General features: G+C 52.8%; 16 protein-coding genes. 2 read left to right on the top strand and 14 right to left on the bottom strand.

The genetic code is table 11. The features are described 5' to 3' along the window. Positions 1-6: 6 nt before the first annotated feature. The 11 genes from H144_RS32080 to hisS all read right to left on the bottom strand — a co-directional run bounded on the left by H144_RS32080 (position 7) and on the right by hisS (position 14,604). Positions 7-591 (bottom strand): chemotaxis protein CheB, encoded by a 585-nt coding sequence (locus H144_RS32080; protein ID WP_019943389.1) that lies wholly within the window; start codon positions 589-591, stop codon positions 7-9. Further along, positions 588-1,403, bottom strand: a complete 816-nt coding sequence (locus H144_RS0117470; protein WP_019943388.1) for a CheR family methyltransferase — start codon at positions 1,401-1,403, stop codon at positions 588-590. Before H144_RS0117470 ends, H144_RS32080 begins: the two co-directional genes overlap by 4 nt. 3 nt (positions 1,404-1,406) lie before the next feature. After that, positions 1,407-4,832, bottom strand: a complete 3,426-nt coding sequence (locus H144_RS0117465; protein WP_019943387.1) for a response regulator — start codon at positions 4,830-4,832, stop codon at positions 1,407-1,409. 135 nt (positions 4,833-4,967) lie between these two features. After that, complete coding sequence (locus tag H144_RS0117460) at positions 4,968-8,288, bottom strand: UvrD-helicase domain-containing protein (protein WP_019943386.1); 3,321 nt, start codon at positions 8,286-8,288, stop codon at positions 4,968-4,970. Between the two features lie 102 nt (positions 8,289-8,390). Then, on the bottom strand, positions 8,391-8,912 hold the full coding sequence (locus H144_RS0117450) for a hypothetical protein (protein WP_019943384.1): 522 nt from the start codon (positions 8,910-8,912) through the stop codon (positions 8,391-8,393). A gap of 44 nt (positions 8,913-8,956) precedes the next feature. Then, positions 8,957-10,030 carry a histidinol-phosphate transaminase gene (gene hisC, locus H144_RS0117445; protein ID WP_019943383.1) on the bottom strand — a complete coding sequence of 358 codons (1,074 nt, stop codon included), beginning with the start codon at positions 10,028-10,030 and terminating at the stop codon, positions 8,957-8,959. Between the two features lie 36 nt (positions 10,031-10,066). Further along, a complete protein-coding gene (locus tag H144_RS0117440; RefSeq protein ID WP_026350777.1) occupies positions 10,067-10,519 on the bottom strand; it encodes an RES family NAD+ phosphorylase in 453 nt (150 codons plus the stop codon). Next, complete coding sequence (locus H144_RS0117435; protein WP_019943381.1) at positions 10,519-10,947, bottom strand: Xre family toxin-antitoxin system antitoxin; 429 nt, start codon at positions 10,945-10,947, stop codon at positions 10,519-10,521. The genes H144_RS0117440 and H144_RS0117435 overlap by 1 nt, the downstream gene beginning before the upstream one ends. Before the next feature lie 71 nt (positions 10,948-11,018). Then, complete coding sequence (gene hisD, locus H144_RS0117430) at positions 11,019-12,287, bottom strand: histidinol dehydrogenase (protein WP_019943380.1); 1,269 nt, start codon at positions 12,285-12,287, stop codon at positions 11,019-11,021. A gap of 36 nt (positions 12,288-12,323) precedes the next feature. Beyond that, on the bottom strand, positions 12,324-13,187 hold the full coding sequence (gene hisG / locus H144_RS0117425; RefSeq protein WP_019943379.1) for an ATP phosphoribosyltransferase: 864 nt from the start codon (positions 13,185-13,187) through the stop codon (positions 12,324-12,326). Between the two features lie 46 nt (positions 13,188-13,233). Beyond that, the gene (gene hisS / locus H144_RS0117420) at positions 13,234-14,604 is read right to left on the bottom strand and encodes a histidine--tRNA ligase (RefSeq protein WP_026350776.1); all 1,371 of its coding nucleotides are present in this window, start codon (positions 14,602-14,604) and stop codon (positions 13,234-13,236) included. A 142-nt stretch (positions 14,605-14,746) separates the two neighbouring features. On the opposite strand from hisS, the gene H144_RS34610 reads away from it, so the two are divergent. Next, entirely contained in the window at positions 14,747-14,899 is a 153-nt protein-coding gene (locus H144_RS34610) for a hypothetical protein (RefSeq protein WP_015810647.1), read from the top strand. A gap of 35 nt (positions 14,900-14,934) precedes the next feature. On the opposite strand, the gene H144_RS0117410 is transcribed toward H144_RS34610, so the two are convergent. Next, entirely contained in the window at positions 14,935-15,312 is a 378-nt protein-coding gene (locus H144_RS0117410) for a hypothetical protein (RefSeq protein ID WP_019943377.1), read from the bottom strand. Positions 15,313-15,371: 59 nt separating this feature from the next. Between H144_RS0117410 and H144_RS0117405 the strand changes: the two genes are divergently transcribed. Beyond that, positions 15,372-16,142: a class I SAM-dependent methyltransferase gene (locus H144_RS0117405; protein WP_019943376.1), complete on the top strand. Its 771-nt coding sequence runs from the start codon at positions 15,372-15,374 to the stop codon at positions 16,140-16,142. A 230-nt stretch (positions 16,143-16,372) separates the two neighbouring features. On the opposite strand, the gene H144_RS0117400 is transcribed toward H144_RS0117405, so the two are convergent. Both H144_RS0117400 and hemL read right to left on the bottom strand, forming a co-directional pair. Beyond that, the gene (locus H144_RS0117400; RefSeq protein ID WP_019943375.1) at positions 16,373-17,407 is read right to left on the bottom strand and encodes a glycosyltransferase family 2 protein; all 1,035 of its coding nucleotides are present in this window, start codon (positions 17,405-17,407) and stop codon (positions 16,373-16,375) included. 26 nt (positions 17,408-17,433) lie between these two features. Beyond that, a complete protein-coding gene (hemL, locus tag H144_RS0117395) occupies positions 17,434-18,726 on the bottom strand; it encodes a glutamate-1-semialdehyde 2,1-aminomutase (protein ID WP_019943374.1) in 1,293 nt (430 codons plus the stop codon). Positions 18,727-18,738 lie beyond the last annotated feature (12 nt).

The following is an 18,738-nucleotide window of genomic DNA, read 5'->3' as shown; positions in this document are numbered from 1 at the left end:
GAGTAGCTATTGAAGTATATCGTTGATTATTGAAAAGAGGTTCCCATCGGCCATTACATGATGTTTTTCATAAGCGGCGATGGCTTCCTCGGGCATGCGCCGCGACTCCGCCTCCGCGGGGTCCTGCACGTACGTAGGATAGCCCTTTTCGGCCAGGGTTTTCATGCCCTGGGCACCATCTGCGCTCGAACCGGAAAACAGCATGGCCGCTTTAACCGGTATCCCTGAAACCGCCGCCGACATGAATGTCGCATCGATGGAAGGCCGCGAAAAGAAGTCCTTTTCTGAACAATCATAGTAAAACCGGGCGTCGGGGCCGATCAGCAGGTGGTAATCCGGGTAAGCGAAGTAAATCGAATTCACCTTGATCGGGTCCAGATGGTACGGCTCACTCATCACTACATTGGTTTTATTTTTAAATAACTCGGGTAAAACGGCGGTACTGGATTTGCCCCGGTGCAGCACGAATACCAATGCAAAAGACAATGGGCGCCTGATCAGCCTGATCATTTCCTCGAAAATCACAAAACTCCCCGACGAGCCGCCAACGAGCACGAGACTGAGCGGACCATTATCTCCTGCTTTGTTCATCTGATCTTCTGATAAATGTTCAACGTGCTATCGATGATCTTAAAATTCTCTTCCAATCCCGAATAGCGCAGCGTTTCCCGTTTCCCCAGGCAAAGAAAACCTAACATGCTGAGACTGTCATACAAAAGCCGGAATACTTTTCGGCGGAGTTCCAGCGTGAAATAGATCATCACATTGCGGCAGCTGATAAACTGAAACTCGTTAAAGACGCCGTCGCCCGTCAGGTCATGCATCGAAAAAACAATGTTCCTGCGCAGATCCGGGACCATGACGGCCTTGTTATAAGCCACGTGGTAATAGTCCGACAGTGAATGCTTTCCGCCCGCCGCCAGGTAGTTTTCCGAATACGTGCGTGCATTGCCCAATGTAAAAACACCTTCCCTGGCCGCTGTCAGCGCCTTGTTGCTGAGGTCCGTCGCGTAAATGAGCGAACGGTTCAGGAAGCCGGCTTCTTTCAAGAATATAGCCATCGAATAAGCCTCCTCGCCCGTGGCGCAGCCCGCCACCCAAAAGCGGAGTGTGGGATACGATTCGAGGTAAGTGAAGACTTCCGTCCGCACTTTCATGAAAAAGTCCGCATCCCGGAACATTTCCGAGTAATTGACGGTCAGCTCCTGAATGAGGTCATACACGACCCGCCCGCCCGGCTCAATATGCACAAGCAGTTGTTCGTGGTTCATTTTGTGGTTGGCAAGGTACCGGCTCGCCCGCCGCAACAGCGACGGCCGTGCATACCCCGAAAAATCGAACCCCGATATTTCCCTGATCTGCGCGATCAGTACTTCCAGTTCCGGATATTCCATGAGTACCATATCCTACGCAGCGTGTAACCAGACCTTGATGAGCGAAAGTAGCTTGTCAACGTCCACAGGTTTTGAAATGTAATCGTTGGCACCCGCTTCAAGGCATTGCTCGCGGTCGCCCTGCATAGCCTTGGCCGTCACCGCGATAATGGGGATATTCACCCACCGCGGCACCTCCCTGATCCGCCGCGTGGCTTCGATGCCGTCCATTTCGGGCATCATCACGTCCATCAGGATCAGTTCCACTTCGGGATTGTCTTCCAGCTTCGCAATCGCCTCCTTACCGTTCGTCGCGATTTCGATCGAGAAACCGGCGTCTTCCAGCACGGCGCTGAGCGCAAAAATGTTGCGCATATCGTCGTCGGCCAGGAGGATTTTTTTACCTAAAAACATTTGTCCCGCATTCACTACCGCATTGCTGAATGTCTCTTTCGGCGCCTCAGGCTCCGGCGCTTTCGGCTGTATTTTTTTGAGGAAAAGCTTCACCTCGTCGAGCAGCCGCTCGTTGGATTTCTTCGTTTTGATCACCACGGGGTGCGCATATTTCATCACGCGGCTCAAATCGGCCTGGGTAAGGTCTTCGGCCGTGTTCACTACCACAGGCAATGCACTCCACTGCGGGTTCTTCTTGATGGTATCCAGCAGGTCGAGGCCGTTCATATCAGCCAGGCGTACGTCGAGGATGATGCCGTCCACGCGGTCGGTTTCGAGGATATTCAATGCTTCGGCGGCCGAATAAGCGTACAGTACGAAAATGTTGTTGCCCGTCAGGAAATCGCCCAGGTACTTGCTTTGGTAAGCATCGTCCTCGATCAGCAGGATGCGCTGCTGGTCGAGGTTCTTCCCTTCCAGCCTCAACGCGCTGAATATCTGCTGTGCCGAGCGCTCGTCTACCGGTTTCTGCATGAAGCCGATCGCCCCGTTTTTCAGCATTTCCTCATCAAAATAGTCGCCCGATGATACCGTATGCACGGGGATCAGGCGCGTGCGGGTGTCGCTTTTCAATTCTTTCAGCACCGCCTCCCCTTCCATATCGGGCAAATGCATGTCAAGGATAATGGCGGTGGGGTTAAATGCGCCTACCATTTCCAGCGCCGCACGCCCGCTGGCGGCTGTCTGCACCTCGAAACCGCTGGACTGCGCTTTGGCAGCCATGTCGGCTGCGAAAATCTCGTCGTCCTCGATCAGCAGCAGGCGTGCCGCACGGCCATTTTCCGGCGTTTTCACCGGCGTTTCGATTTGAACCGCCTCGGCCACTGGTTCCGGCTGCATATGGTCTGTCTGCGCATCGGTTTCCGTCAGGTAAGGGATTTTCAAGGTAAACACGGAGCCTGCGCCCGGCGTGCTTCTGAGCGAGATCGACCCGCTGAACAGACTCGCCAGCTCGCGGCTGATCGACAGCCCTAGCCCGGTACCGCCGTATTTGCGGCTGGTAGAACCATCGGCCTGCTGGAATGCCTCGAAAATCGACGCCTGCTTTTCGAGCGGGATACCGATGCCCGTGTCGGCCACCTCGAAATGCAGCTGATCGTCCTGTTTGGAAACGATGAGCGACACTTTACCGGGTGCCGAGGTGAATTTGACGGCATTGGAAATGAGGTTACGCAAAATTTGGAGCAACCTCGTATGGTCAGTGAATAAGGCAGCAGGGCACGAATCCGCTTTTCCGATCTCCAATTCCAGCCCCTTGTTCTCCGCTATCTTCTGGAATGTGCTCCTGATTTCCGTCAAAATGCTTTCTGTACCGATGTTTTCGTGTACCAGCTCTATTTTCCCGGCCTCTACTTTCGCCAGGTCGAGAATGTCGTTGATCAGCGTCAGCAGGTCGTTACCGGAATTATAGATCACCGAGGCGTAGCGCTGCTCTTCCTCGCTCAGCCTTGCCCCTTTGTTTTCTCCCAGAATCCGCGACAAAATGAGGATACTGTTCAGCGGCGTACGGAGCTCATGGCTCATATTGGCCAAAAACTCACTTTTGAAACGGCCGCTCCGCTCCAGTTCGTCGGCCTTGATCTGGATCTGGTCGCGTGCCTCCTCGATCGTCCGCTTCTGCTCTTCGAGCATGAAAGCCTTCTCTTCCAGCTCGGTATTGATCTGTTTCAGCTCTTCCTGCTGCACGCGGAGCTCTTCTTCCGACACCTGCAATAGCGAGGTCTGCCGGGTAAGCTCCTCGTTGGTCACACGAAGCTCTTCCTGCTGGCTTTCCAGCTCCTCGGCCTGCAACTGCGTTTTTTCCAGTAATTCATTGGCGATTTCCCGTGCCCGCGAGGCGGTAATGGCAACGGCCACGTTGTCGGAAACCATTTCGAGCAATTTCACGACCTTCTGTCCCGGGTCGTTCAGATAGCCGATCTCGATCACACCGGCTACGGTACCGTCGAATTTGATGTTTTTCAACAACACAAGCCCCGGTGCCGCCTGACCGATGGCTGTCTTGATCTGCAAATACCCGGCCGCGACGTCAAGCCGTTTCAACTTCCCTTTGTCTGCCGCGAATTGCCCCACCACGCCTTCGCCCAGCGGAATACGCTCGGGGGCATTAGCCGAGGCCGGGCCGGCATACACCGCCGAACGTTCAAGTATATCACCCGAGCGGGCCATGAGGTACATGACAGCTACCTGCGCTCCGCTTATTTCCACCAGCTTCTGCGTAAAACGCTCCGAAAGCTCCGTCAGTGTCGGCTCTCCGCGTACGGCGCTCGACAGGTCCATGGCCGCATTCAATATCCAGTTTTTCTCCTGATCTTCTCTCGCAAGATCTTCCAACTGACTGTTCGTCAATTGTATAGCCTTCTCGCTGGCCAATTGCGCCAGGTAAGTTTTGCGGATAAAATAATAAAGCATCAGGATCACCAGGAAAAATATCGACGACCCGAACATGATATACTGTTTCGCTTTCGAAGAACTGATCGAAGCGATCTGTTCACGCTCCGTGAGCAAGCCCTCTTCCATGTTTTCGATACGGCGGAAGTTAAACTCGATTTTGGACGAAAGCTCTTTTCCCTGCAAAACAATATGCTGGATCGTGTCGATGCTGTACTTCCCGGCTTTCAGTATCTCATATTGGCGGCTCATCAGGCCCACGCGCGCTTCCAGCAGCCCGGAAAGCGAATCCACGCGTGCGCTCTGCGTTTTATTGTCACGAACCAGCTTCCGCAGCGCTTCCACGTCGTTCCAGATGTCGTCGGAAGCTCGGAGATACGTCGTTTCGAAAGAGCGGTTACCCGTAATAGCGAAGCCACGCACATTGGCCTCGGCCGCAAGCAGGCGGTTTTTAACGGCCGTTGAGACCCGCATTACCTCGCGGGTATGGTCCACCCAGCCGGCGTTTTCCTGCTGGATCAGGATGGCATTGTAGGACACGTAGCCTACGACAAGAACCAAAAGGATTGAAAATGAGATACCCAGCAGAACCTGGCGCTGAAAAGTAAGTTGCATAAACGTTGAGCCCGTAGAAGTAGTACTAAATGCTGATTGGGAGGATTATCCGGAAAAATAACGCTTTTTGGCCGCATTACGACCTCCCCGTACAAGTTTTTACCGCGATTATAATTGTAGTTCAATAAAATACTTCTACGGTTCAACCCATTCAACCAACTCATCTTCAAGCGTTATCAATACCCCGCGCGAAGGTTTTCCGCTTTCCGAAAATGTCCGGATCAGCTTCTTCAAATGACGCCTTGGTTCATCGGCACTGTTGCCGCCTACGAACGACATGAAAATGTACTCGCCGCCCGGCCGCTGAACGACCCTGTCTATATGGAGCATTTTACCACCTGGCACGAGCAACTCCCGGTTGATTTGAATGTGGTTTTCGTCCTGGTAAAGCACTTCCAGCGCCGGGTCCTGCAAGAGTGAGATCGTGAGGTTTTCAATTTCCCGGGTCTCTTTTCGGGTGAAAATGCCTTCTCCTACCAGTTTTTCCAATGCGTCGGGAAGGCCGGAAACGGTTTTCAGGCGGGTGAGCAGATAGCGCATTTTTTGCAGCCGGTCGTGGCGCGGCTCAAAAGTCTGGACGTCGAAAATACGGTCGGCCATGCGGCGGAGGCGCAGCGATTCCGTGCGGTCCTTGCTCAATATATTTGTCAAAACAAACGGGCTCGCACCAGAGCTCACGTGTGCGTGCCGCGCCGCGCCCGATCCTTCCGAGAGCACATATTTCGAAATGGTTTCGTCCCAGGCCGGTACAAAGCCCTCCTGCCCCAGGTAATCGCGCAGCCAGTGGTTGATCTGCTGCCCCGATTCCCACCGTCTTTCGCGTTTCGCGAGCACGTACAGGCGCTGCACAGGCCGCGTGAACGCGACATAAAGCAGGTTCAGGTTTTCGATGAGCGTCCGCATCTGTTCCTCCCGGTACTGTTCGCCTACCACCGTATTTTCAAGCTCCTTCACCACCGACACCATCGAGCTCCGGAGTTTGGCGCGGGTATAGTTCGGTCTATCGGCTAATTTAATTTCCTCATAATCAATATCATCCATATCCACCCAAAGCCGGTCGAGGCGGGCGTTCGGCGTCACTTTCCAGTGCGCATAAGGTATGATCACCACGGGGTATTCCAATCCCTTGGATTTATGAATGGTCGTGATGCGGATAGCGTCGGTACCTTCCGGCACCGTGATGGAGAACTTATATCTCGCTGATTCCCAATAGTTCAGAAAATCTCCGAGGTGGTTGCTCTTGCGGTTACCGAATTCCAGCACCACGTCGAGGAATCGGAAAAGGTATTCAACTTCCAGCTGTTTCTCAAAAAGGCCGAATTGCTGCATAAGCAGTTCCGTCAGCTCAAAAACCGAAACCTGCCGCATTTTAAACGATGTAATGCTGATGTCCCATTTCCGGAAATATTCGAGGAAACTATCCAGCCCCCGTTCCTCGCATAGGACGCGGATCTCCTCGTACTCGTGCGGAGCGGGGTTCTGCCGGCGTATTACCTGGTGGAACAAATAGGCCGCCTCGTACCGCGCCAGCCGGTGGTCCGAGCTGTGCAGCACTTTCATGAACGAGATCATGAAATGCACCGACCGCGAGTAAGCCAGCGACAATGCATCGTCGGAAATGAGCGGAAAACCCGCTTCTTTCATGGCATTGGCCAATGCCGTGGCTTCCTTTTTCTTCCGGCACAAAATGGCCATGTCCCGCCAGTGGTAACCCTGCGCACGCAGCTCACCCACCAGTTCCATGGAACGCCGGGTAATCGGGTCGGCCGACGATTCCCCGGCGTCGTCGCCTTCGCCGCCCATTTCCAGGAACTCGATTTCGACATGCCCGCCCTCGCTCACGCCGTCCGGGATTTCCTGGCTGAAATGCTCGTCGTACACCTCGCGGATCAGCGGGTATTCGTCGCCCAACGAGTCGGCGATGAAGCTGAAAAATTGGTTGTTGAACTCCGTCACCTCCCGGAAGCTGCGCCGGTTGGTTTTCAGGTGATTGATATGCAAGTAGTTATCCAATGCAAACAACCGCTCGTCGTTGAACGGGCTGTTGCCCAGAATGCTGCCCAGCCGCATGACCTGGTTCTGCGCCAGATGCAGTATCAAATCCATATCCCCACCCCGGAAGCGGTAAATCGACTGCTTGGCGTCGCCCACGATGAGGTTAAAATACCCGCTGGATAATGCATTCTCCATCAGGGGCAGCAGGTTCGCGAATTGCAGCTTGGAAGTATCCTGGAACTCGTCGACGAGGATGTGATTGTATTTTTCCCCTAACCTTTCGAAAATGAACGGTACTGGCTCCCGCGCCACAATGTCGACGATCTTCCGGTTGAAATCCGAAATATGGACCTGGTTATTCTGTTTCAGCAATGCGTCGAACTCCTTTCGGATTTCCCCTAGCAGCGACAGGTTATAAATATGCCTGTCAAGCTGGTTGTATAATGTAATTTTTCCGGTCTCGGCGGAGCGGATATTCTCAATCTGGTGAAAGTAGTTTTCCAGGTCGGTGCGGAGGCGTTCTATTTCGTCGCGGATCGGCGCGGGGGTTTTCGCACCATACCATACGCCCTCACCGATGGTTTTATATACGTATGAGTTGGGTTCCATCCAGAGCTTCTTGCCCTCGGCACGGTCGCGGTAGTAGCCGTAAATGCCCCTACCGCTCTGGTGGAAGTCTTTTTCGCTTAAATAGGTCGATTGAATGAGTTCAAATGCATGCTTCGCGTCTTTGGTCATCATTTCCTCTCGCCCGCGTACGAAGTCGCGCATTTGCTTGCGTACCGCTATCCAATCCTCCATTTTCAGGTCTTCGACACGCTTCATCTGCAGATAACTCTGCTCGCTCAGCAGCGTACCGGCGGTATCGCGGATCTGCATCGGCAATGCACCCCAGTTTTTGCCTTCCTCGGCATTCTCGCGGTAGTATTTCTCGACGATGTCGGTCAGCACCTCCTCACCTTCCTGCCCGATCCGCGCCAGCAGGCGGTCCACGGCGTCGTCGAGCAGGTCGGCGTCCAGCTGGGTTTCGAATACGAACGGAATGCCCAGCTCGTCGGTGAAGCTGCTGATGAGCCGCTGCGTAAACTTGTCGATCGTCATCACCGAAAAATCGGAGTAGCGGTGCAGGATCTGTCCGAAAACCATCTGCGCGCGTGCAGCGATCAGCTGGCAGGCTCCTGCGAAATGTGCTGCATCGTTCGCGGTATCAGGGTACATTTCAATCACCACGTCGCGCATCATGGGGTGCGGTGCCGCATCCGCTTCCGTGTAGGCGGCGAATGTGCGCAGCATAAGCAGGATGCGGTCCTTCATTTCATTGGCAGCCGCGTTGGTGAACGTCACGGCCAGAATATGCCTGAAATACAACTCCGAATTGGAATGCAGGGCCAGTTTGAGGTATTCTTTGGTAAGGGTGTAAGTTTTCCCCGAGCCTGCCGATGAACTGTAAACTTTAAACACTTTGTGCTGATCAGATGGTGAAGCGGTTCGAAACCGTATTCAAATTAAATAAAAAAAGCAGGCGTAAACCTGCTTTTCGTATGCTTTCGGTGGAAGTATTTGTCAGAGATTGAAGCGCAGACCGGCCGAAATATTCGGGCTCAGGTAAAACGGCCTTCTCAGCAGCTCCACATAAGTACCGCCTTCGAGGAACACCGAAATGCGGTTGTCGGGAATGTAATATTCGAAACCGCCCAGCACGGAACCGCCCAGCGTAAGGGCTTTTTCATACTGACCATTCAAACGGTCCGGGTACGAACGACGGTTGTTGAGCTGCCCGCCTAAGCCGTAATACACGTGCACGGCTTCGGAATTGAACAGCGGTGTATGCCACAAATAATGTACTTGGAGCGAAATGCCCGTGTTTTTGTACCTGCCGTCGCTGCCGCGGTACTTGCGGTCGTTGCTGATGATGCCGCCATAAGTACCGATGGTTACATCGATAGCGTGGATGTTGTTGAAGTATTTCCGGATGTTGACACCGGTGGGTTCACCGAGTTTGAAACCGACCGCCCAGTTGTCGTATTGGGCATGCGCCATTCCGAAGCAAAGTGCGAAAATAAATGTTAAGGCTAATTTCTTCATAGTTAAGTAAATCGGGGAAAATGTTCCTGGAACGCTGAACACAGCTACACAATAACGCTCTGAGGCTGGAATTTCTTTAATGATTCGATCAAAACTTCGTTTTCTTCTTTTGTACCAACCGTAATCCGCAGGCATCCTTCACACAGATGTACGCGCGAGCGGTCGCGCACGATGATCGTTTCGCGGATCAGATAGTCCATCACGCCCTTCGCATCTTCGAACTGCACGAGCAGGAAGTTGGCGTCTGTCGGGTGGATTTTAACTACGATCGGCAGCTGTTGCAGCATGCCGGTCAATGCATCGCGCTGTTCGAGGATGTCGGCCACCATTTTGTCCTTTTTCTCAATACCGTTCAAACCTTCGAGCAACGCCTGCTGGGCGGGCAAACTGATGTTGTAAGGCGGTTTGATCTTGTTGAGGATGCGGATCAGTTCGGATGAAGCGAAGCACATGCCCACACGGATCCCCGCCAGGCCCCAGGCTTTGGAGAACGTCTGCAATACCACCAGGTTGGGATATTTATCCAGATGCTGCACCCAGGAAGGTTCATTGGTAAAATCGATATAGGCTTCGTCCACGACCACCAGTCCGCTGAAATTTTCAAGAACGGCCTGAATGGCGTCTGCCTGCATCACATTGCCCGTCGGGTTGTTGGGCGAGCAGATCCAGATGATTTTCGTCTGCGGCGTTACCGCATTTAAAACAGCTTGTGTATCAATGTGGTAATCATTGGTAAGCGACACTTTATCAAGATTCACGTCGTGGATCGACGCGCTGACCTCGTACATGCCGTAGGTAGGCGGCATAATGATCACGCGGTCGTGGCCGGGCGTGCACGTAGCACGCGTGAGGAGGTCGATCGGCTCGTCGCTGCCGTTTCCGAGGAAAATACGGTCGGGGCTCACCTGTTTGATCGGGCTCAGTTTCTGCTTGATCTCGGCCTGGTACGGGTCCGGGTAGCGGTTATAGTGCTCATCGGTGACCGAACCGTAAGGGTTTTCGTTGGCATCGAGGAACACGCCTACATGGCCGGTATATTCGTCTCTGGCGGATGAATACGGCGCCAGCGTGAGAATGTGCGGGCGAAGGATTTTGGTTAAATCGAAGGTATTACTCATACTCTGAAAGGTTACGGCGGCTGCCGTGTGTGGATTCTAAATCTTTTTGAATAGCCTGCTATCGAAACTGAGCGGCGCTATATCGGTAATTTTGAGGGAAAGCATGCCCGCATGCATGGGGTTCACGAGGTAATTCTGCTCGGCCTGCACTACCACGGAGGGCACCCGCAGCAAAAGGCTGTCGCCTGTTTTGAGCCACGCATCGCCGATTTCCTTGGACCATTGCTGGTCTTCGTACCATTCGGGCACGAGGTCGGGCTGGGTAACGGTCGCCACGTCGTCGGGGATTTCCAGGGAAACGATCACGTAATTGGGAGGTGTCACGGTTTTGTGCCAGTGAACGAGTATTTCGAGCATCGCCAGAGAGCGGTGCGAAGAAGTGTAAAGCATGGCATTTCTGGGGGAGTTCCACCGCCCGCCGTTGTAAAATGCCCCTATCCCACTCAAATCCTCCTGATATTCCGATCGTGTTATCCTGAATAGCTCCATTAAGCGAAAATACCGTGTTCCATGCGCCCTAATTCGGTCTTCACCAGCTCTATACCCGCATGGGTCCGTAAAAAGCCGATGGGTTTCTCATTTCCCAGCGCTGGTACCTCGTTGTTGAGCCAATCGAGGAAGTATTCTTTGCCCAAAGCCCTGTTCCCTACCGAGAAAAGGTCCGCAAGGGCGATCAGGTGATCAGAAACTACATTGCTGAGCAGATCAATATCATTGTACCGCTGCAAATTCCTGGAAGTTACCGGCAGCAGCGCTATCACATCCTTGATATCCATTCCGATGGAATCAGCCAAATGCTGAATAGAAGCTTTCGGAATGCCGTTTTCAGCCAGGTATGCCAGGTCGAAGTCATTTTTCACAGCATGTTTGAGGATTCCATATCCTCCCAGACGTTCATTAACCATGTATGCTGTCATCTTTCATGTATTTTAAGGCCGTTGAAATTTGTCCTCTAATTTAGGACAAATTTCCCGAACCTAAAATTTTTTCACAAAAGACTTTTCAATCGGATCGTCACGGCCTTCTTGTGGGCATCGAGCGATTCGGCCTCGGCCATCGCTTCCACCACAGGCCCGATGTTGCGGATACCCTGCTCGGTGATGTGCTGAACGGTGATTTTTTTGACAAAACTATCAACCGACACGCCGCTGTAAGCCCGCGCATAGCCATTGGTCGGCAAGGTATGGTTGGTACCGGAAGCATAATCCCCGCAGGATTCGGGCGTATAGTTGCCCAGGAAGATCGATCCCGCATTGTAAATTTTCTCCGTCACCGCTTCGGCATTGGCCACGCTGAGGATAAGGTGCTCGGCAGCGTATTCGTTGAGCATTTCAACGGCTTCTTCCTCCGTTTCGACGAGGATTGCCTTGCTGTTTGCCATCGCCTGCGCAGCAATGTCCTTGCGCGGCAATGCTTCCAGCTGCTCCGCCAATGCGATATTCACCGAGGCAAGCAGCTTTTTACTGGTCGAAACCAACAACACCTGGCTGTCGGCCCCGTGCTCGGCCTGGGAAAGCAGGTCGGCAGCCACGAAACACGGCAACGCCGTATCGTCCGCAAAGACCGCTACTTCCGAAGGCCCCGCAGGCATGTCGATCGCCACGCCCTCTTTGCTGACGAGCATTTTGGCCGTGGTAACATATTGATTACCAGGACCGAATATTTTATACACTTTGGGAACACTTTCGGTACCGTAGGCCATCGCGGCAATCGCCTGCGCCCCGCCGATGCGGAATGCTTTCGTCACGCCTACCAGCTTCGCCGCGTACAGAATGGCCGGGTGGTCGGAAGGGGTGCAGAGCACGATCTCCTTACAGCCCGCGATCTGCGCCGGGATACCGAGCATTAATACAGTACTAAACAAAGGAGCCGATCCGCCGGGAATGTAAATCCCAACCTTCTCGATCCCCACGCTTTTGCGCCAGCAGGTAACGCCGGGCATGGTTTCGATCTTCTCGGGCGCTTGCAGCTGGCCTTGATGGAATTTGTAAATATTCTCATAGGCCTGCCCGATCGCCGCTTTTAATGCTTCGTCCAGCTTGTCGCCTGCGTTGGCGATGTCGGCTTCGGCAAATGCGAGTTGGGTCAGTTCCGTTTTATCGAATTTCAGTGCCAATGCCCTGATACCGGCATCGCCTTCATTTTTAACCTGTTCCAGAATGGGCACCACCCTGGCTTCTATATCCTTGGCTTCCAGAACGGGGCGGGCCAGCAATGCGGGCCATTGGTTCCTTTCCGGAAATGGAATGATATTCATAATGTCAGAATCAAAAACCCGGTGTTCCGGGGCATTTTAAACAATCATTTTCTCGATCGGGATCACCAGGATTCCCTCTGCGCCGGCCTGACGGATCTTTTCGATGTTCTCCCAGAACTCGTTCTCGTTGATCACCGAATGCAGCGAGCACCAGCCCTCCGTCGCCAACGGCAGGATCGTAGGGGAACGCATGCCGGGCAGGAACTGGGTGATATTCTCTACCGCGTCCACCGGGCAGTTGAGCAAAATATACTTGTTGTTCTTCGCCACCTGCACCGATTTGATACGGAACAAAAGCTGGTCCAGCAAATCCTGCTGCACCGGCGAAAGGTGCTTGCTGGCGATCATCACGGCCTCGGAGCGGAAAATCGTTTCCACTTCTTTCAAACCGTTGCTCAGCAAGGTGCTGCCGGAGCTGACGATATCGCAAACGGCATCGGCCAGGCCAATGCTCGGCGCGATTTCCACCGACCCGCTGATTTCATGGATATCAGCCGTAACATCATGAGATTTAAGATATTGTTCCAGCAAACGCGGATAAGTCGTCGCAATGCTTTTGCCTTGCAGATCCTGCACACCATGGTACACCGCCTCGCGCAAAACACCGATCGACAGGCGGCATTTCGAAAAGCCCAGCTTGTGAACGGTATCCACATCCTTGCAGGATTCTTCCGAAACGTTTTCGCCTACGATCCCCAGATGTGCCACGCCGTCTTCCACATAGCCGGGAATATCGTCGTCGCGGAGAAAAAGGATCTCGGCAGGGAAGTTGGTCGCGTCGGTTTTGAGCTTACCCGCACCGTTGTCGAAGCGGATACCGCATTCTTTGATCAGTTTGAGAGAATCTTCACTAAGCCTGCCCGATTTCTGGATGGCAATTCTTAAAATATTATCATTCATAAAGTTATAGGTTGCTCGCGCAGCCGTTTGTCGGTATTTAATAGGGTTATTGGTCGTCCCGGGTGAGCAAAGTTATGATATCTTCCGTTTTCAGTTTCTGCTGTTCGCCGGTTTTCATGTTTTTCAAAGTCAGCAAACCCGACTGGATTTCATCCGAACCAATCAAAATCACGAATGGGATCGTCTTGCGGTCGGCATAGTCGAGCTGCTTTTTCAGCTTCACCGAATCCGGGTAAATCTCCGAGTTAATGCCCGCATTGCGGAACTTCGGCAGGATGGACAAACCATAAGTAAATGCCTCTTCGTCAAAATTCGAGATCATCACTTTGGTGCTCGTCTTCTGGCTTTCCGGGAAGAGGTTCAGTTCTTCCATTACATCATAAATACGGTCTACGCCGAGCGAAATGCCCACGCCGGAAATCCCCGGCACGCCGAAGGTGCCCGTCAGGTTATCGTAGCGCCCGCCGCCCGAAATGCTGCCGATCTGTACATGATGCGCCTTTACCTCAAAGATCGCGCCCGTGTAATACGAGAGCCCGCGTGCGAGCGTCACGTCGAATTCGATTTTTGCATTGGCCAGACCCAGTATCTTCACCATCGCCCACACCTCTTCCAGCTCCTGGATCCCCTTTAATGCGACTTCCGATTCGGCCAGCCAGCTTTTCAGTTCGGTAAACGGGTCTTCGTCCGCCGAAAGGCTGAAAATCGGTTCCAGCTTATCGATGCTATCAGAAGCGAAACCGCGTTCGAGTAGTTCCTCGACGACCTTATCCTTCCCGATTTTATCCAATTTATCGATTGCCACGCAAAGCGGTCCTTCCATGCCGTGTGCGCCGATCATATCGGCAATGCCGGTAAGGATTTTGCGGTTATTGATCTTCACCGTGAAATCCTGGATGCCCAATGCCGGCAGGATATCATGCAAAAGCATCACGATCTCCGCTTCGCAAAGCAGGGAGTCGGTACCTACCACATCGGCGTCGCATTGGTAAAATTCGCGGTAGCGGCCTTTCTGCGGGCGGTCGGCACGCCATACGGGCTGGATCTGGTACCGCTTGAACGGCATGGCCAATGTGCCGCGGTTCATCACCACATACCGCGCGAACGGTACGGTAAGGTCGTAGCGAAGCCCTTTTTCGGAAATTTTGGTGGTTAATGGCTTCGAGCCTGCATGCCAGTCGGCGTCGGTGAGCTTTCCGCTGAAATCCCCGGAATTTAATATTTTGAACAAAAGCTGGTCGCCCTCCTCGCCGTATTTGCCCATCAGTACCGACAGGTTTTCAAATGCGGGGGTTTCAAGGGGCAGGAAGCCGTATCGTTGGAAAGAGCGACGAATGGTGTCGAAAATGAAAGTACGCTTTGCCATTTGTTCCGGACCAAAGTCACGGGTTCCGCGGGCAAGAGATGGTTTACTCATTATTATAATGCTGTGAATGGGCCCCGAATGGCCTATGAAACCGTAAAGTTAGGGCAGGTTATGCAATATTTATGACTATGGCGTGCATTATTTACGCGAAAATGCTTAATTTTGCGGCTCTTTCACAAAACAAACTTTTACAATGGGAGTTACGGAATTAAAACGTAAAGGTCGCAGAAACAAAGCAGTTGCAAACAACCGCACTGCCAAAATCAAAAACCTTCTACGCAAACCAGAAGTGCGCAATGTTGACGTTGAGGCTATCAAGGCTCAATTTGAAGCAAATAAAAAATAATCGAGCCTCTTCGGAATGCTATCCAACTAGTCCTGTCAATCTGTTTTGGTAGGGCTTTTTGCTTTTTTACCCGATTTGGTTTTTGAGTTGGAAGCTTTCAGATTGACTTTCCGCAACAACTGACGCATGCTGCGGCGCGTTTCGCGACGGACATCGAGCAAAATACGGAACCGAAGGGCTTCGCCGAACATGATCAGCCCGCCGTTGATCAATGCAAGGCTGTAAAGGCCCAGCACGACCCATACCTGCGTAGGCTCCCCGATCCGCCGCTGATGGGCGGCTTCGCTGAGCACGGTCAGACCAAAACTGAAAAGCAACAGGCCTAATGGAGCTAATATCATCCATTTGGTGCGTGTCGACATTTTTTTGATCAGTCGCTTTCCAGGTGGTTTCGGGTCAATCGAAGGGATCATTTATTGAGGTTATCCAGTGTTGTGATCCTAAAATTATTAATTTTTAGTTAATTGGTTTAATGAAATCCATCATTAGTTTAGTTCTGCGCTACATTCCGCGTCCTTACCTCCAGCTTGTCGGACACTGGGCAGCGCGGGGACTCAGCATCTTCTATATCGGCAACAAAGTGGAATGCCCGGTGTGCAGCAGCCAATACCGCAAATTCCTACCTTACGGCCGCAACACGTCGAGCCGCGAGAATGCGCTGTGCCCCAGCTGCCTTTCGCTCGAACGCCATCGTCTGATGGCGCTGTACATGAAGCGCAAAACCAATTTCTATACCGCCAATCTTAAAGTCCTGCACGTAGCCCCGGAGTACTGCTTCATCGACCGTTTTGAGCAGATGAAAAACCTGGACTATATTACCGCCGACATTGAATCTCCCCTGGCGAAGGTAAAAATGGACATCCACCAGATCCCATTTGAGGACAATACCTTCGACGTCGCCTTCTGTAACCACGTGATGGAGCACGTAGACGACTATATTCTCGCCATGAGCGAGCTCCACCGCGTCCTCAAACCCGGCGGCTGGGCATTGATCCAATCCCCGCAGGACATGAAATACGAAGTAACCTACGAAGACCCGACCATTACCGATCCGAAGGAACGCGAAATCCATTTCCTTCAAAACGACCACCTGCGCCTCTTCGGACGCAACTACGGCCGCGAGCTCGAAAAAGGCGGTTTCAGGGTAACCGAGGACCGTTTTGTCATGGACGAACTCAGCCCGGCGGAAGTAACGAGGTACTCGCTGCCTGGGGAGGAGATTGTTTATTTTTGTCAGAAGTAGTCAGGAAGTTGTCAAGTGTAACTCGAGTTGGGCGTAGTCTGGGACTACGCCCAACCTTCAAGTAAATCGGCCAATCACAATACCTGACGACATCTGACTACCTCCTGACTACTTCCTGACTACTTCCTGACGACATCTGACTACTTCCTGATTACTTCCTGACGACATCTGACCACTCCTGACTACTTCCTGACTACTTCCTGCCTATTTCCCGACCGATTCCAACCACCTCACGAAGGATATTCAATCGCCGCGCCGGTTTCGCGATGCGCTTTGTTCTCCCAAAGCCGCTTCCACCCCTCCTGCACGAAGCCGATCCCGTAGCCGAAAAGCTGCACAAATGCGGCCCCTATACTCAGGAATGCCACCTCTGCGCTTTTGGTCTTTTTTAATGCGTCAATGAAAAGTAATGCGACGTAAATGCCGAGGAACCACAGCCCGAGGTAAAAGAACGGTTCGAAAATGAAATACCACACCGGAATGCTGCAAACGCCGAGTGTAAAAAGTAACGGAAATGTATGCACGAGTTTTAGCTCGTCGGGATAGTAGCGGGCAATGTTGATGCGTGCGCGGCCGAAAAATTTCAGCTGCCGGAAAAACGCCCCGAACTGCGTGCGGCGCTTGTGGTAAATGAATGCTTCGGGGATCAATGCGGATTTGAAACCGAGCCGCAAGGCCGCAATACTGAAAAGGATATCCTCTCCCATGCGGCTTGTCAGGAACCCGCCTGTGCGCTCCCACACCTTACGCGAGAGCCCCATATTGAAGCTTCTCGGGTGGAACGTGCCACCCATATTGTTCTTCTTGCCCCGGATGCCTCCGGTCGTAAATACCGAGGTCATGGAGTAACTGATGGCTTTCTGAATGGGTGTAAATGAAGGATGGTCCGTATCCGGGCCACCGTACAAATCTACATAATCGGTATTCAACCGGTTTTCGACGATTGAGAGGTAGTCCGGTTCGATCAATGCGTCCGAGTCCAGTAAGATGAAATAGTCGCCCGCAGCGCGCTCAAAACCGTGGTTACGGGCAAAACCCTGACCGCCGTTTTCCTTGTAATGGTAATGAATATCGAGCCTGCCGGCGAAAGACTTCACCACATCGTCGGCTTTGATTTTCGAGCCGTCCTCTACGATTACTACTTCAAAGTTTTGGTAAGTCTGCTGGGCGAGACACGCCAGCAGCTCTTCCAACTCGTCGGGACGGTTGTAAACGGGGATGATGATCGAGTAGCGGCGTGAGCTCAATTTTGAAATGGGTGACATTTTGCAACACAAATTAACAAAACAAGTTAACGAGTCACCTCCAAAAGAGCCTCCTCATTCGCCGCGATAATCCTGTCCAAATGCGCGTCGGTCAACGCCGTGGAGAGAAACATCGCTTCAAACTGACTTGGCCCCATGTAAATGCCGCGGTTCAGCATCGCGTGGAAGTATTTGCCAAATAATGGCAAATCCGACGACTTCGCAGACGGGAAATCCGTCACGGCATTCGGCGTGAAGAACAGCGTATACATGGAACCGATCTGGTTCAATGTGTATTTCAAACCCAGCTTCTCCAAGGAAGTTCTGAAAGCAGACGCCAGTTTGCTCCCCGAATTTTCCAGTTGCGTGTAAACTTCCGGATGTTCGTTCAAATAGGTCAGCATGGTGTAGCCAGCGGCCATCGCGATAGGATTGCCCGAAAGCGTTCCCGCCTGGTACACAGGGCCTGCCGGCGAAACGTAATTCATGATCTCCGCCTTGCCGCCATAAGCACCTACCGGCATTCCGCCACCTATTATTTTTCCTAACGTCGTTAAATCCGGCGTAATTCCGAACCTTTCCTGCGCCCCGCCTTTTGACAAACGGAAACCGGTCATGACCTCGTCCAGGATCAGAACAATGCCTTCTTCGTCGCAAATGCGGCGCAATCCTTCCAGAAAGCCCTCTTTCGGGAGCACGCAGCCCATATTGCCTACCACCGGTTCGAGGATCAATGCGGCGATCTGGCCCTTGTTCGCGTCCACGAGCTGTTGCACGGCTTCGAGATCGTTGTAAGGGGCGGTTAAGGTGTCGTTCGCGACGCCTTTCGTCACGCCGGGGCTGTCGGGGGTGCCGAATGTCACGGCCCCGCTGCCGGCTGCGATCAGGAAGCTGTCGCCGTGGCCGTGGTAGCAGCCTTCGAATTTGATGATCTTGTCGCGCCCCGTGTACCCGCGTGCGACGCGTATGGCCGACATCGTGGCCTCGGTGCCGGAATTGACCATCCGTACCTTTTCAATGGATGGCACCATCGATACGATCAGCTCCGCGATTTCAACCTCCCTCCGCGTGGGCGCGCCGAAAGAAAATGAATGCTGAATGGCGTCCGAAACGGCTTTCTGGATCAGCTCGTGCCCGTGACCGAGGATCATCGGACCCCAGGAGTTGATCAGCTCGATGTATTCGTTGCCGTCCTCGTCGTAAATGTATGGCCCTTTGGCCGATTTGATAAACAGCGGGGAGCCGCCTACCGCGCGGAATGCACGTACGGGCGAGTTGACCCCACCGGGAATATACTGTTGCGCTTTTTCGAAAAGTTGCTGACTGGTTGAGATATTCATAAGGTTAATCGG

The organism is Dyadobacter beijingensis DSM 21582 (genome assembly GCF_000382205.1).
GTDB classification, from domain to species: domain Bacteria; phylum Bacteroidota; class Bacteroidia; order Cytophagales; family Spirosomataceae; genus Dyadobacter; species Dyadobacter beijingensis.
The sequence above is the reverse complement of the archived record's forward strand: the minus strand, read 5'-3'. Positions and strand labels throughout refer to the sequence as shown.

What these genes read in the sequence shown, in the direction of transcription:
- H144_RS0117450 (WP_019943384.1), bottom strand. Translation starts at nt 8,912, where the DNA reads ATGAAGAAATTAGCCTTAACATTTATTTTCGCACTTTGCTTCGGAATG.
- H144_RS0117410 (WP_019943377.1), bottom strand. Translation starts at nt 15,312, where the DNA reads ATGATCCCTTCGATTGACCCGAAACCACCTGGAAAGCGACTGATCAAA.
- H144_RS0117440 (WP_026350777.1), bottom strand. Translation starts at nt 10,519, where the DNA reads ATGGAGCTATTCAGGATAACACGATCGGAATATCAGGAGGATTTGAGT.
- hisD (WP_019943380.1), bottom strand. Translation starts at nt 12,287, where the DNA reads ATGAATATCATTCCATTTCCGGAAAGGAACCAATGGCCCGCATTGCTG.
- hisG (WP_019943379.1), bottom strand. Translation starts at nt 13,187, where the DNA reads ATGAATGATAATATTTTAAGAATTGCCATCCAGAAATCGGGCAGGCTT.
- hisS (WP_026350776.1), bottom strand. Translation starts at nt 14,604, where the DNA reads ATGAGTAAACCATCTCTTGCCCGCGGAACCCGTGACTTTGGTCCGGAA.
- H144_RS0117470 (WP_019943388.1), bottom strand. Translation starts at nt 1,403, where the DNA reads ATGGTACTCATGGAATATCCGGAACTGGAAGTACTGATCGCGCAGATC.
- H144_RS34610 (WP_015810647.1), top strand. Translation starts at nt 14,747, where the DNA reads ATGGGAGTTACGGAATTAAAACGTAAAGGTCGCAGAAACAAAGCAGTT.
- hemL (WP_019943374.1), bottom strand. Translation starts at nt 18,726, where the DNA reads ATGAATATCTCAACCAGTCAGCAACTTTTCGAAAAAGCGCAACAGTAT.
- hisC (WP_019943383.1), bottom strand. Translation starts at nt 10,030, where the DNA reads ATGAGTAATACCTTCGATTTAACCAAAATCCTTCGCCCGCACATTCTC.
- H144_RS0117400 (WP_019943375.1), bottom strand. Translation starts at nt 17,407, where the DNA reads ATGTCACCCATTTCAAAATTGAGCTCACGCCGCTACTCGATCATCATC.
- H144_RS0117435 (WP_019943381.1), bottom strand. Translation starts at nt 10,947, where the DNA reads ATGACAGCATACATGGTTAATGAACGTCTGGGAGGATATGGAATCCTC.
- H144_RS0117465 (WP_019943387.1), bottom strand. Translation starts at nt 4,832, where the DNA reads ATGCAACTTACTTTTCAGCGCCAGGTTCTGCTGGGTATCTCATTTTCA.
- H144_RS32080 (WP_019943389.1), bottom strand. Translation starts at nt 591, where the DNA reads ATGAACAAAGCAGGAGATAATGGTCCGCTCAGTCTCGTGCTCGTTGGC.
- H144_RS0117405 (WP_019943376.1), top strand. Translation starts at nt 15,372, where the DNA reads ATGAAATCCATCATTAGTTTAGTTCTGCGCTACATTCCGCGTCCTTAC.